Origin of the sequence: Pedobacter psychrotolerans (genome assembly GCF_004340665.1) — a bacterium.
GTDB classification, from domain to species: Bacteria; Bacteroidota; Bacteroidia; order Sphingobacteriales; family Sphingobacteriaceae; genus Pedobacter; species Pedobacter psychrotolerans.
Genome location: NZ_SLWO01000006.1, coordinates 1 through 13,534, shown reverse-complemented (window position 1 = coordinate 13,534; position 13,534 = coordinate 1). Strand labels below are relative to the sequence as shown.

The 13,534-nt window shown below is 37.5% G+C and carries 12 protein-coding genes and 1 riboswitch; of the genes, 9 read left to right on the top strand and 3 right to left on the bottom strand.

Translation table 11 applies throughout. The annotated features are described in order from the left end of the window. Positions 1-34: 34 nt before the first annotated feature. Positions 35-1,042 (bottom strand): hypothetical protein, encoded by a 1,008-nt coding sequence (locus EV200_RS15325; protein WP_132534168.1) that lies wholly within the window; start codon positions 1,040-1,042, stop codon positions 35-37. Between the two features lie 195 nt (positions 1,043-1,237). Then, positions 1,238-1,348, top strand: a riboswitch (SAM riboswitch). Positions 1,349-1,618: 270 nt separating this feature from the next. Between EV200_RS15325 and EV200_RS15320 the strand changes: the two genes are divergently transcribed. From EV200_RS15320 to EV200_RS15310, 3 genes are all read left to right on the top strand, one after another. After that, positions 1,619-2,950: an O-acetylhomoserine aminocarboxypropyltransferase/cysteine synthase family protein gene (locus tag EV200_RS15320; RefSeq protein WP_132534166.1), complete on the top strand. Its 1,332-nt coding sequence runs from the start codon at positions 1,619-1,621 to the stop codon at positions 2,948-2,950. Positions 2,951-2,986: 36 nt separating this feature from the next. After that, positions 2,987-4,045 (top strand): homoserine O-acetyltransferase family protein, encoded by a 1,059-nt coding sequence (locus EV200_RS15315; RefSeq protein WP_132534164.1) that lies wholly within the window; start codon positions 2,987-2,989, stop codon positions 4,043-4,045. Between the two features lie 103 nt (positions 4,046-4,148). Next, complete coding sequence (locus tag EV200_RS15310; protein WP_132534162.1) at positions 4,149-5,393, top strand: homoserine dehydrogenase; 1,245 nt, start codon at positions 4,149-4,151, stop codon at positions 5,391-5,393. Between the two features lie 75 nt (positions 5,394-5,468). Here EV200_RS15310 and EV200_RS15305 read toward each other — a convergent pair whose 3' ends face one another. Together EV200_RS15305 and EV200_RS15300 are read right to left on the bottom strand one after the other, a co-directional pair. Next, positions 5,469-5,930, bottom strand: a complete 462-nt coding sequence (locus tag EV200_RS15305; RefSeq protein WP_132534160.1) for a hypothetical protein — start codon at positions 5,928-5,930, stop codon at positions 5,469-5,471. Positions 5,931-5,949: 19 nt separating this feature from the next. Further along, the gene (locus EV200_RS15300) at positions 5,950-6,720 is read right to left on the bottom strand and encodes a queuosine precursor transporter (protein WP_132534158.1); all 771 of its coding nucleotides are present in this window, start codon (positions 6,718-6,720) and stop codon (positions 5,950-5,952) included. Positions 6,721-6,870: 150 nt separating this feature from the next. On the opposite strand from EV200_RS15300, the gene EV200_RS15295 reads away from it, so the two are divergent. From EV200_RS15295 to EV200_RS15270, 6 genes are all read left to right on the top strand, one after another. Further along, positions 6,871-8,100 carry a multidrug effflux MFS transporter gene (locus EV200_RS15295; RefSeq protein WP_132534156.1) on the top strand — a complete coding sequence of 410 codons (1,230 nt, stop codon included), beginning with the start codon at positions 6,871-6,873 and terminating at the stop codon, positions 8,098-8,100. A gap of 153 nt (positions 8,101-8,253) precedes the next feature. Continuing rightward, positions 8,254-9,399, top strand: coding sequence for a methionine aminotransferase (locus EV200_RS15290; protein WP_132534154.1), 1,146 nt, complete (start codon positions 8,254-8,256; stop codon positions 9,397-9,399). A gap of 21 nt (positions 9,400-9,420) precedes the next feature. Beyond that, positions 9,421-10,224 (top strand): nitrilase family protein, encoded by an 804-nt coding sequence (locus EV200_RS15285; protein WP_188754122.1) that lies wholly within the window; start codon positions 9,421-9,423, stop codon positions 10,222-10,224. A 29-nt stretch (positions 10,225-10,253) separates the two neighbouring features. After that, positions 10,254-11,288 carry a N(4)-(beta-N-acetylglucosaminyl)-L-asparaginase gene (locus EV200_RS15280; RefSeq protein ID WP_132534152.1) on the top strand — a complete coding sequence of 345 codons (1,035 nt, stop codon included), beginning with the start codon at positions 10,254-10,256 and terminating at the stop codon, positions 11,286-11,288. A gap of 33 nt (positions 11,289-11,321) precedes the next feature. After that, positions 11,322-12,206: a YegJ family protein gene (locus tag EV200_RS15275; protein WP_132534150.1), complete on the top strand. Its 885-nt coding sequence runs from the start codon at positions 11,322-11,324 to the stop codon at positions 12,204-12,206. Position 12,207: 1 nt separating this feature from the next. Next, positions 12,208-12,951, top strand: coding sequence for a copper homeostasis protein CutC (locus EV200_RS15270; protein ID WP_132534148.1), 744 nt, complete (start codon positions 12,208-12,210; stop codon positions 12,949-12,951). The last annotated feature ends 583 nt before the right edge of the window (positions 12,952-13,534 follow it).

Genomic DNA, 13,534 nt, shown 5'->3' with positions numbered 1-13,534 from the left:
TCATTCCTCAACATAACAAAGCTAAAGAATAATACTACTTCGGATTACAAACGGTAACCAACTTCGTAGAATAGTTAGCGTTTAGTGGCTCATTTGTTTGTGCCAGACGCTGTGAACCCGTATTTGCAGGGCAAGCAATATCACCTGCTGCATCATAAACCAACTTATTACCACTGGCCATTATTTCTTTAGGTACATAGACCTGAACGCGTGTAATGGAATAGCCAGAAGGGAAATAACGCACATAGTATCCATCTGGATGCTTAGTCCAGATGCCGCTAGGCACATCTGCTCTTTGTGGTGCCATACCAGCAACAATCGCATACCGTTCCAGATCAGCATAAGTATAATTTCCTGAGGAAACGAGTTGGCGAATATTATTTTCGGCTTCGAAAACTGCTTTTAAACCAGAAGGCAACTGGTCTTTGGCTTTTTCCATTACATCAAAAGGAAGTACGCCTAAAGCACCACCCTCTAACATGGTAATTTGTTTTGGCGTTAATAATTTTAATGCAGTAACCTTTACTTGTCCGTTATAACTGGCGAATTTGGTACGTGCAATAATGGTCCATAACAATGCCTGGATATCATGTTGTTCTACCTCAGGATGCTTTTCTGCACTTTTAAGGATGGCAATCACAACTTCTTCTTTTGATCCCAACACTGGTGCAAACATATAACCATCCCCTTTTGATGGTGCAAAGGTACCTGCCATTAAACAATAGCTTTTGTTTGTCATTTCATAAAGGCCTTCACAAAGCAAGTATCCCCCCTCTGGATTCTTTGGTAAAAGATAAAGCGGTTGTGCTTTGAGTGTTGCTTTAAAATCTGGCATCATTTCTCCCTCACGGTTTACATCTTCAAAACTGGTCGTGATTGCACCTGGTTGTTTTAGAAATTTATCTACACCTAAGGCTTTAGCGCCCTGTGCAGTTCCAACTTTTAGTAATTTGTCTTTTAATCCGCCGAACTGAGCGTTAACGGTAGTCATACTTGCCATGGCGAGTGAAAGGGCCAGGCAGATCATTTTAGCGTTTTTCATATAGATGAGATGGTTTACACAAACATAAAATTTTAATGTTAAATAAATTTAATCGAATAATAGTTTTAAGAATAAAGGCTCAATTAGGTTTTTTTTATAAAAATTCAGAATTTAATTTTGTTGTTCAAAAATTATTTCAGACATTTGGAATATTATTTGGTAGATCACTAAATAAAAGTCAATCTAAATCAGATTGATTTATAAAGAAGTGGCGAGAGACTGGCTCCGTGACCCACTGGCAACCCTCAGAAAGAGAAGGTGCCAATTCCTGACCGGATAACATGGTGTTATTTGGTGATATAAATTTTAACTGATGAATACTTTAAATTTTCAATCGCAAGGCGACCTAAGTCTGAAATTAAAACAGGTAGAAATTTTGGCTACTTCTTTTATTTGCTGTGATATGATGCCCATTACTCGTATGTGTTGTCGCATACGGTAATTTAAAAATCTTCCTCTCTTGTTTATTTTTCAAATTGGAAGGTCCCGATAGATCGGGATACGACGCCTGCTATGATTTACGGTATTTGCTAAATCAACTCAATTCATTCAAATATTCACTCAAACCATAAGAAAATGTCAACACCATATAAATTTGAAACCTTACAGTTACATGCCGGTCAGGAAATAGATCCAACAACAGGTTCAAGAGCAGTACCTATTTATCAAACCACTTCATACGGATTTAAAAATGCAGAACACGGGGCCAATCTTTTCGCATTAAAGGAATTTGGAAACATCTATACCCGTTTAATGAATCCAACCACAGATGTTTTTGAGAAAAGAATTGCCGCTTTAGAAGGCGGTGTTGCGGCACTTGCGGTAGCATCTGGTCAGGCCGCTCAATTTATTGCACTTCATAATATATTAGAAGCTGGCGACCAAATTGTTTCCTCATCTCATATATATGGTGGAACTTACAATCAGTTTAAAGTTGCCTTTAAGCGATTGGGCATTCAGGTTGATTTTGCAAATCCAGATGTACCTGAAGAGTTTGAACAAAAAATAACGGACAAAACCAAAGCCATCTATTTGGAAACGATTGGCAACCCTGCTTTTAGTATTCCTGATTTTGAGAAAATAGCGGCTATTGCAAGAACACATGATATTCCTTTCATTGTAGATAATACTTTTGGTGCAGGTGGTTATTTATTTAAACCATTAGAACATGGAGCAAACATCGTGGTAGAATCTGCTACTAAATGGATAGGCGGACATGGAACAAGTATTGGTGGTGTGATCATTGATGGCGGAAATTACAACTGGGGTAATGGAAAATTTACCCAATTCACCGAACCATCTGAAGGTTATCATGGATTGGTTTTTAATGATGTTTTTGGCATCGGAGGACCTTTTGGTAACATTCAATTTATTATACGTGCACGGGTAGAAGGCTTAAGAGACCTGGGGCCTGCCCTATCTCCTTTTAATTCTTTCCTTTTATTGCAAGGTTTAGAAACCTTATCACTCCGTGTGCAGCGCCACGTAGATAATGCCCTGGAACTGGCAACCTGGCTGGAAAATCATCCTTTGGTTAAGGAAGTTCATTATCCTGGTTTAACCAGCAGCCCATACCATAATTTGGCTAAGAAATACCTAAGTAATGGCTTTGGTGGCGTATTATCATTTGAATTAAATGGCAGTAAGGAAAACGCTTCTCAGGTTATTGATAGTTTGAAACTGGTTTCTCATTTAGCTAATGTTGGTGATGCCAAAACTTTAATCATTCAACCATCAGCTACAACACACCAGCAATTAAGTGATGAAGCACAATTGGCAGCAGGCGTGAAACCAAATGCACTGAGGGTTTCAGTGGGTATTGAACATATCGATGATATAAAAGCAGATTTCGAACAGGCTTTTGCAGCGATTGGTGCTCACCTTAATCAGGAATCACTACAAGCTTAATACTCCGATTTTTAATTACGACATTACGATTTTATAATGAGCACAGCATCAACATATCATTATCCCAAACAATTTAAATTAGAAAGTGGTAAGAAAATTCGCAATCTGCAAATCGCCTATCAAACTTATGGTCAGCTAAATGCCAATAAAGACAATGTGATTTGGGTGTGTCATGCGTTAACGGCCAATGCAGATGTATTCGAATGGTGGGAAGGGTTGTTCGGGGAAAACGCATTGTTTAATCCAGAGGATCACTATATCATTTGCGCTAATGTTTTGGGTTCCAATTATGGCACCACTAATCCATTAAGCACAAATTCAGTAACTGGCTTGCCTTATTATCTGTCTTTTCCACAATTTACCATTCGCGATTTCGTATCTGCACATCAGTTGCTGGCCAACCATTTAGGCATAGATTCGATTAAACTTTTAATTGGTGGCTCTTTGGGTGGACAACAAGCTGTAGAATGGGGAATTATCGAACCTTCGCGCATTGAAAATCTCATTTTGGTAGCTACAAATGCAGTTCATTCGCCCTGGGGAATCGCTTTCAATGAAAGTCAGCGATTGGCGATTACCACCGACAGAACCTTTTATGCCAATCGCCCTGATGGCGGCAGTAAAGGCTTAAAAACGGCCCGAAGCATTGCCCTTTTAAGTTACAGAACCTACAATGCTTACGGCAATACACAGGTAGAAAGTGTAAATGATAAAACGGATCATTTCCGTGCTTCTTCATATCAAAATTACCAGGGAGAAAAATTGATCAATCGTTTTAACGCCTATAGTTATTATTACTTATCTAAAGCAATGGATAGCCATAATGTAGGTCGCAATAGAAAGAGTATTGCTGAAGCTTTGAAACTAATTACAGCGAATACTTTGGTCATTGGAATTGAAAATGATTTTCTGTTTCCGTTATCGGAGCAAAAATACCTTGCAGACCATATTAAGGATGCACAGTTTGCTGCGATCCATTCAGCATATGGTCATGATGGTTTTCTAATCGAAACCAATGCCTTGACCAATATAATCGGAACATTTATTAAAGAAAGCAGAAATCGGAAAATTATTAAGTTACAACATACCGCTTAAAGCGGAGCACGCTTAACGCCATAATTTAAAATATAAAACAATCGTAGCGAATAATAAAGTTCAGTCTTGATACTTCATTCCAGCTACTTGATACAATAAGAACATGAGTAAGAATTTAAAAATCGGTTTATTTGGTTTTGGAGTGGTAGGACAAGGATTATTAGATATTATCCAAAGTCAAAACCTCAATTTGGAAATTATAAAAATCGCCATAAAAGACCCAAAGAAGAAACGTACGCTTGATAAACATTTATTTACGACAGATCGCAATGAGATTCTGAACAATTCAGAAATCAATACAGTTGTAGAACTGATTAATGATGCTGATGCCGCCTATGAGATTGTAACTACGGCTTTAAAGAACGGCAAAAATGTGGTTTCTGCGAATAAAAAAATGATCGCCACGCATTTAAAAGAATTGGTTGAATTACAGCAAAAGCATGGTACCTCTTTACTTTATGAAGGTGCTGTGTGTGGAAGTATTCCAATCATTAGAAATTTGGAGGAGTATTATGATAACGAACTCTTTCATGCACTAAGCGGCATCTTTAATGGATCATCAAATTACATTTTATCCAAGATTTTTAATGAAAATCAAAGTTATGATGCGGCTTTAAAAGAAGCACAAGACCTGGGTTTTGCAGAGACTGATCCAATTTTAGACGTAGGAGGTTATGATCCAAAATATAAACTTGCTATTGCCACTGCTCACGCCTATGGTTTATTTGTAAATCCGGATGCTATTTTAAATATTGGTATTCAAAACCTTTCCGCTAATGACATTAAGTACGCCCGCGAAAAGAATTTCAAAATAAAACTGGTTCCTACAGCCCGTAAAGTTAATAAGAAGGACATCGTTACATATGTATTGCCAAAGCTTGTAGCAAAAGATGATTTCCTGTATAATGTAGAAAATGAATACAATGCGGTAACTGTTCAGGCTGCATTTGCCGATAAACAATTTTTCTTTGGAAAAGGTGCTGGTGGTCACCCCACTGGTGCGGCTGTGCTATCTGATATTGCAGCTTTACGATACGATTATCGTTATGAGTATAAAAAATATCACTCCGAAAATGGAGTTAAACATACTGAAAATATTCTGCTTGAAATTTACCTACGCTATGCCGATGAAGACCTGATTACGCTATTAGAGTTTGATGAAATTAGTGAGCGCTATGCTGCCAGTAGTTTTAAGTATGTAACTGGTACGGTTAAGTTAGAGAACCTGATTAAAAACCGTGATCTGCTTCTGGATACAAGCGTATTTATTGCTTATACCGGCAGGCAGATTTACAAACAGGAACAAGTTGCAGAAAATGTTTTTGCAGAAGAACTTGCTACTCTATAAGCATTTTTAGATTAATTTTTTTTATTTGTTTTGTTGTTAAGCATGAAGGTCGGAGCGATTCCGACCTTTGTGTTTTTACCTATTAGGCTTCGCCCTGATATATTTTTCAATAATCACCCGATCAATGTTTGCCTCTTCTACCTTCTCCACTCCTTTTTGAATGAGTGTATCCTTATTTAGGGTGATTTTAAATTTAAAGGTGTTACCCTCCCACTTTTTATCTTTATAATAATCAAGATGTTCTGTATAATCATGCTGGTTTAAGGTATAAGATCCTCCACCAGCATCAAAACTACTGCTGTCTTTTGGATTAAGGCTATATTTTAAAAATGCGAAATGTGTGCCGTTAATTATTTTAATCATCTTTTGCTCACCAGAGAAAGGTGTGAATCGGCTTTTTCCATTCTCAATGATTTCGGATGAAATTAATTCCCATGTCCCTTGAATATTAAGCGTTGAATTTTCTTTTTTGTCCTTTTTGCCCGAACAAGCTATTACTGAAAGTAATATAACAATTCCAAAATATTTTTTCTTCATTATCTTGATTGATTTAGACCTATCCTCGCCCTGCCATTTCCGTTAGTTTTTTTGATAAATCCTTTCCTAAATAGCTGTCAATAATCAGGTGGACTACATATAAAATAGGTGTCATTAAAATGGCAACGATGAATTTATACGTATAATTAACCAGGCCGATAGCTGCAACCATCTTCCAGCTGTAATGATATTGTGGATTGAGATAAAAAGCTATAAATATCACAACAAAACTATCAATTAACTGTGAAACTACCGTTGAGCCTGTAGCCCGTAACCATAGTGCCCGCTCTCCAGTTATCTTTTTAATGCGGTGAAAGATCAAAACATCAGCCAGCTGGCCAACAATAAAGGCGATAATAGACCCAACAATGATCCACATACCCTGACCAAAGATGCCTGCAAAGGCGTTGTTCATGTTTAAATCTTCCCCGTTAATATTTTGGTGTACCCAGAAATCAGCTGCACTCAAATGCATCGAACCCCAAACCACCAGGAAAGCAAAAGCAATAAGAATTGAGGTCAGTATGGAAAGAAAGCGAACCTGCTTTACCCCAAAATATTCATTGATGATATCTGTCATAATAAATATAATAGGCCAGGTAAGCACGCCAGCTGACATCACAAAGGAGAGGTTTTTAACTCCTAATAAGTTGATATCAAACTTTTTAATACCTAGGGTATCCTCTACACTAAACAATTTTACACCAATAAACTCAGATAGTATTGCATTTGCAACGAAAAAACATCCCAGTACAAGGAACAAGCGGCTTTCTTTGGTTTTAAAAGTCATAGACTATAAATCTAAATATAATTCAAATCAGAATAACGATTTCGACCGTTAAATTTTATAACTGTTTATCTTTTTACAATCATTCGACTTCAAAAATAGGTTAAGCGCATAAATCTGACAATCTTTGCGCCTCGGAAAACTCATCATTATATGGCTAAGCAAAAAAAAATCTACCTCATTTTAATTCTAGGTTCTTTGGCGACATTAGGCCCATTTTCAATTGATATGTATTTGCCGGGCTTTGTTGATATCGCAAAAGATTTAAAAACAAGTGAATCTTCAGTAGCGCTTTCTTTATCGGCATTTTTTATTGGTATCTCTGCCGGACAATTACTTTACGGACCACTACTAGATAAATTCGGGAGGAAAAAACCACTTTACTTTGGTTTGGCACTTTATATTTTCTCTTCATTTCTTTGCCTCGCCGTAACTGATGTGAATCAGCTTATCGTTTTACGTTTTGTGCAGGCCATTGGTAGTTGCGCCACGGCTGTAGCGTCAATAGCCATGGTTCGTGATCTTTTTACCGTGGAAGAAAGTCCAAAGGTTTTTGCTTCTCTGATGCTTGTAATTGCCGTTTCACCAATGCTGGCACCTACGGCAGGCGGTTATTTAATATCTACATTAAGCTGGAAATACGTATTTGTTTTTCTGGGTTTTATGGCCATTTTAATGCTGTTAGCCTCTATATTTAAGTTACCAGAAAGTTATAAACCAGATCCAAACTATTCTTTAAAGCCGAAGCCAATTTTAAACAGCTTTTTAACCGTTTTAAAAGAGCCACAGTTCTCTACTTATGCTTTAATCAGTTCCATCACTTTTTCTGGTTTGTTTGCTTATGTGTCATCTTCCCCTACAGTTTTTATGAAAATTTATGAGGTAACCAAAACGGGTTATGGATGGATTTTCGCTTTGCTTTCCGTTGCCTTTATCGGATCAAGCCAATTAAACAGTTTAATTTTAAAATGGTTCAGCAGTAAAAAGATTGTCACCTGGGCTTTAACTGCTCAATGTATATTCAGTTTAATCTTTCTCATTTTTGCTTTGAATGATTGGTTAAACTTATACCTCACACTTGGTTTTATTGCATTATTTCTTTCCTGCCTTGGATTTATTAACCCAAATGCGGCGGCTTTAGCATTGGCACCTTTTAGTAAAAACGCAGGAAGTGCTTCGGCTCTTATGGGTGCCTTACAAATGGGACTCGGTGCGCTAGCTTCAGTAGTAGTAAGTTTATTCAGTGAACATTCTGTTGTGCCCATGCCTTTGGTAATGACAGCAGCAGCACTCATTGCCATGTTGTGTTTATTAGTCGGAAGAAAGCTGATCAAAAGTGAAATTGAAGTATCTGCAGATGCTGCTGCAGTGGTGGCACATTAATGCCTCGATTAATAGTTCTACAGGCAAAGAATAGCAACTTTAATAATACTGATGATAACAGGTTTATTTTAAAGAACTTAAACACTAATTACAATACCATAGGCGAAAATAAGAAAGCTTTTTTAAGCTTTTTTTGCTATTTTCGCTTATAACATGTTAAATATACAATCAAAACTTCCTGGCGTAGGCACTACCATTTTTTCTGTAATGTCAAAGCTTGCGACAGCGCACCATGCCATTAATTTATCGCAGGGATTTCCTGATTATCCCTGTGACCCAACACTTGTAGAACTGGTTAACAAAGCCATGAAAGATGGATTTAACCAATATGCACCGATGACTGGTAATCATTTGCTGAATGAAACCATTGCTCAAAAAGTAGAAAGTTTGTATCAGGTAAAATATGATCCAGAGACTGAAATAACTGTTACGGCAGGTGGTACTCAGGCAATTTTTACCGCTTTAACTGCAATAATCAATTCAGGCGATGAAGTCATTATTTTCGAGCCTGCATACGATTGTTACGCACCAACAGTAAGACTTTTAGGTGGATTAGTGAAAACGTATGAGCTAAGTCCACCAAGCTATGGAATTGATTGGGATATGGTTAAAAAACTATTCACGTCAAGAACGAGAATGATCATTTTAAATTCTCCGCAAAACCCTACAGGCAGTATTTTATCAGATGAAGATATGAAATCGCTGATTAAACTCATCAGCGGTACAGATGTTTTAATTCTGAGTGATGAAGTTTATGAACATCTGATTTATGATGGAGAAAAACACAATAGTGTGATGCTTTATCCGGAATTGAAAGAAAGAAGTTTTATTGTAGCCTCTTTCGGAAAGCTCTTACATGCAACAGGTTGGAAAATGGGTTATTGCCTTGCTCCTGAATTGTTGATGAAAGAATTCAGAAAAGTACACCAATTTAACGTTTTCAGCGTTAATAGTGCCATGCAACAAGCCATTGCGCAATATCTTCAAGACTCCAATCATTATCATCAGATAGGCACTTTTTTTGAACAAAAAAGAAATTATTTTAGAACACTTTTAAGCGAAAGCCGTTTCGAACTACTTCCCTGTAAAGGGTCCTATTTTCAATGTGTGAGTTATGCAAAGATTAGTGATGAAAAAGACACTGATTTCAGCATCAGGCTTATTAAAGAATTTGGCGTGGCCAGCATCCCCGTTTCCGCTTTTTATCAAAAAGCAACTGACCATAAAATCATCCGCTTCTGTTTTGCTAAAGAAAATTCAACCCTTGCTTTAGCCGCAGAAAAATTAAAGAATGTTTAACATTTTGCAAACCAAAAACATATGGAAGCACCTATCTACACTAAAATAGAAAATCTGAAAGTAACCATTTTTCAAGCCTATCTATTTTGGGAAAATATAGAAAAAAATCTGGTTAACCTTGCTCTTAGACTGTCTATGGGCGTTAGGGAGAAAACAGATTTAATTATTCTGCCAGAAATGTTTAACAGTGGTTTCAGCATGAATGCAGAAGCTTTAGCTGAAGAAATGGGCGGCCCTACCATGCAATGGATGCAGAAAACAGCTGCATTATACAATTGCGTAGTCACCGGAAGTTTAATCATAAAGGATAATGGCCACTATTTTAACCGGCTAATCTGGATGGATAAAGATGGCGAACACCAATATTACGATAAGCGTCATTTATTTGGTATGGGTGATGAAGATGAAAATTTCAGTTCAGGTGAAAACAAGCTTATTGTTGAATTGAAAGGCTGGAAAATCAGATTGGCCATATGCTATGATCTACGTTTTCCGGTATGGCTAAGAAATATTAATGAAGAATATGATATCCTGCTTTTAGTAGCCAGTTGGCCAGATCGACGTTCGGCACATTGGAAAGCGCTCATTCCGGCTAGGGCCATAGAAAATCAGAGTTATGTGATTGGCGTAAACCGGGTAGGACATGATGGTAACCAGGTTTATCATGGCGGTCATTCAATGGTGATAGATTCTTCTGGTAATACCGTTTATTATAAGCCGGAAGATGAAGACATGTATACCGTGACCATTAATTACGAAGAATTAGTCAAAATCAGGCGTCAGTTTCCCTTTTTAAGGGATGCAGATCAATTCACTATTCTTTAACCTTAACAAAAAATCTAAATTTAATATAAATGTTTAACAGACGTAAATTTATAAAAGCCTCTGCCCTTTCTGCCGGATTACTGGCTATAGATAAAACCAGTATTGCCAACGCCATTCCAGCTTCGCCCGGTCAGGCAAAAAATTTACCCATCGTTATCTCTACCTGGGATTTTGGAATTGCAGCCAACGCCGATGCATGGAAAGTATTGTCAAAGGGAGGCAGATCTTTAGATGCTGTAGAGCAAGGTGTTTGGGTTCCGGAAGCAGATGAAAAAAATCAAACCGTTGGTTACGGTGGTTTGCCAGATAGAGATGGTAAGGTAACACTGGATGCCTGTATTATGGATGAATTGGGTAATTGCGGTGCCGTTCTGGCTTTAGAACATATTAAACATCCTATATCTGTTGCTCGAAAAGTAATGGAAAAAACACCGCATGTGATGTTGGCTGGAGATGGTGCTTTACAATTCGCTTTAGAGCAGGGATTTAAAAAAGAAAATTTGCTCACACCATCCAGTGAAAAGGCCTGGAAAGAATGGTTAAAAGCGGCAAAATACGAACCCGTAATGAATATTGAGAATAGGCATTATGATCAGGCTGCTCCTCAAAAATTGCCAGGAAACCAATACAATCATGATACTATTGGCATGTTGGCCATTGATGCTAAAGGAAATATTTCTGGTGCCTGTACCACTAGCGGTATGGCTTATAAACTTCATGGCAGAATTGGCGATAGTCCGATTATTGGCGCAGGTTTATTTGTAGATAATGAGGTAGGTGGTGCAACTTCAACAGGTGTTGGCGAAGAAGTGATTCGGAATGTGGGTTCATTTCTCGTGGTTGAACTCATGAGACAAGGCTATACCCCTGAAGCTGCGTGTAAAGAGGCTGTAATGCGCATCATCAAAAAGAAACCGGAAACGGCTAAAAATATTCAGGTTGGTTTCCTGGCCATCAATAAAAAAGGTGAGTATGGAGCATATGCTATCCAGCAAGGATTTAGCTATGCCGTATGCAATGCTGAAAAACAAGATTTATTAATCAAGGGAAAGAGTTATTATTAATCTTTAAATTATTTAAACACACGCTTATATCAAATGGGTTTACTATCTAAAATTTTTGGAAAAAAAAACGTAGCAGAACGTAAAGGCGAACCTACTATGGTGTACATTCCAGAGGAAGACGAAGGAATGAACTGGGCCATTGAAAAAGCCAATTTAACGCTTTGGTATTTCGAAGAAAGTTTGAATCAGCCCAAAAGCCACCAAACTTATTTTTCTATTAAAGTGAAAATCATGGATGGTGAAATCAGCGAGCATATCTGGCTTATTGATCCGAGTTTTGATGAATCTGGAAACCTGTTTGGCGTAATTGGTAATGTGCCTGTAGATGTTAAAACCGTACGGGTTGACCAAAAAATAGGGATCGACAGGAATTATATTTCTGACTGGATGATTATTGAACAAGGCAGATTGATTGGTGGATATACGATCAGAGCCATTAGAGATGGGATTCCTGATGCAGATAAAGCACAGTTCGATGAGAGTATTGGTTTATACATAGATGAAGGTGTCGACCATTTTAAAACAGATTTTGAAACACCTGAAGGAGCCATTCTATCCCTTGAAAAAGCTTATGATGAACAGGATTTAGAAGCAGCACTTGCCTGTAAAGATTTTAAAGAAGAGGCCAAAATCATGCTTTCAACATTATCAATGGATATTGATGATGAGATGGTTACCAATACTGCTGAAGTTTTAGAACTATCATTTATCAATAATATTGAAGAACATGGTTTTCCAAAGTTCTCCGATCTACAAAATGCCTTTCCTGTAAGAGAAAAAATTGATGATTCACATTATATCATTACTGAAGTCTGTTGGTTTCCTGACGGCGGTATCTCCATTCAAAAGTTGAATACCTATAAATCAGCCTCTGGTTGGAAAGTGCTTGGTCCGGTAAATGAGGATAATCAAGAATAGCATGTCGGGGATTTTAGAAGTTTGTGCGAACTCATATACATCTGCTGTGGCCGCTCAACTTGGTGGCGCCAAGCGTGTAGAATTTTGTGATAATTTAGCTGAAGGCGGTACAACGCCAAGTTATGGGCAAATTAAACTGGCAAAGCAAAATTTAAACATCGCCATATGGCCGATTATTCGTCCACGGGGCGGAGATTTTCTATATTCTGAATTAGAATTTAACTTAATGAAAGAGGATGTAAAAATCTGTAAATCATTAAATTGTGAAGGGGTTGTTATTGGAATACTTAAGGAAGATGGTAGTGTAGATATAACCAGATGTCAGGAACTTATAGAACTGGCAAAGCCTATGAAAGTTGCTTTTCACAGGGCTTTTGATATGTGTAATGACATGGAAAAAGCACTGGAAGATTTGATTGGAATGGGAATCGTTCGTGTGTTATCTTCTGGTGGTGCTTCGTCTGCTTATTTAGGAATAAATCAACTGGCTAAACTTATTAAACAGGCAAACGGAAGAATCACCATTATGCCTGGTGCTGGTATCAATGCCGGGAATATCAAAGAACTTTATCTTAAAACCGGCGCAACCGATTTTCATGCATCTGCGAAAGCATTTGTAGAAAGTAAGATGGAATACCGGAATGTAACGGCCAAAATGGGAAGTATTGAAGATGAGTATCGATATGAATTAACTTCTGAAGAAAAAGTAAGGGAACTGGTTGCAGAGATAGAGAAGTTTGATTAATAACTTACGAAGTTTAAATGTTAAAAGTATGGGAGAACATATTCAGCCGTTGGATTAACTTGCGAAGTTTCAAAGGCCAGAAGCGTAGCAGAACTTCGTCAGTTTAAACGTGATGAATTGATATCAATATTAAAGAAACTAATTAAGCTAAATATCTTATAGACTAACTTTAGTACACGATATCGATAGGTATTTTGTTTTAACCACCCCGCCCTTTGGGCACCCCTCCAAAGGAGGGGAATGACGATCTTAATTCCCTCTCACAAGCCAACAAAGCTTCGTAAGTCGAATCAACTTGCGAAGTTTCAAAGGCCAGAAGCGTAGCAGAACTTCGCCAGTTTAAACGTGATGAATTGATATCAATTATTAAAGAAACTAATTAAGCTAAATATCTTATAGACTGACTTTAGGACACGATATCGATAGGTATTTTGTTTTAACCACCCCGCCCTTTGGGCACCCCTCCAAAGGAGGGGAATGACGATCTTTGTATCGTCCTAAAAAAAGTTTACAGTTTTAGTTTTAATCCTTTAATTGATTTACAGGATTTTTATTTTCCTGAAATGGGTTTACAATTTTAGTG

Excerpts from the sequence above, each read along its gene's own strand:
- EV200_RS15300 (WP_132534158.1), bottom strand. The coding sequence starts at position 6,720 with ATGACTTTTAAAACCAAAGAAAGCCGCTTGTTCCTTGTACTGGGATGT.
- EV200_RS15310 (WP_132534162.1), top strand. The coding sequence starts at position 4,149 with ATGAGTAAGAATTTAAAAATCGGTTTATTTGGTTTTGGAGTGGTAGGA.
- EV200_RS15275 (WP_132534150.1), top strand. The coding sequence starts at position 11,322 with ATGGGTTTACTATCTAAAATTTTTGGAAAAAAAAACGTAGCAGAACGT.
- EV200_RS15290 (WP_132534154.1), top strand. The coding sequence starts at position 8,254 with ATGTTAAATATACAATCAAAACTTCCTGGCGTAGGCACTACCATTTTT.
- EV200_RS15305 (WP_132534160.1), bottom strand. The coding sequence starts at position 5,930 with ATGAAGAAAAAATATTTTGGAATTGTTATATTACTTTCAGTAATAGCT.
- EV200_RS15320 (WP_132534166.1), top strand. The coding sequence starts at position 1,619 with ATGTCAACACCATATAAATTTGAAACCTTACAGTTACATGCCGGTCAG.
- EV200_RS15325 (WP_132534168.1), bottom strand. The coding sequence starts at position 1,042 with ATGAAAAACGCTAAAATGATCTGCCTGGCCCTTTCACTCGCCATGGCA.
- EV200_RS15285 (WP_188754122.1), top strand. The coding sequence starts at position 9,421 with ATGGAAGCACCTATCTACACTAAAATAGAAAATCTGAAAGTAACCATT.
- EV200_RS15315 (WP_132534164.1), top strand. The coding sequence starts at position 2,987 with ATGAGCACAGCATCAACATATCATTATCCCAAACAATTTAAATTAGAA.
- EV200_RS15280 (WP_132534152.1), top strand. The coding sequence starts at position 10,254 with ATGTTTAACAGACGTAAATTTATAAAAGCCTCTGCCCTTTCTGCCGGA.
- EV200_RS15295 (WP_132534156.1), top strand. The coding sequence starts at position 6,871 with ATGGCTAAGCAAAAAAAAATCTACCTCATTTTAATTCTAGGTTCTTTG.
- EV200_RS15270 (WP_132534148.1), top strand. The coding sequence starts at position 12,208 with ATGTCGGGGATTTTAGAAGTTTGTGCGAACTCATATACATCTGCTGTG.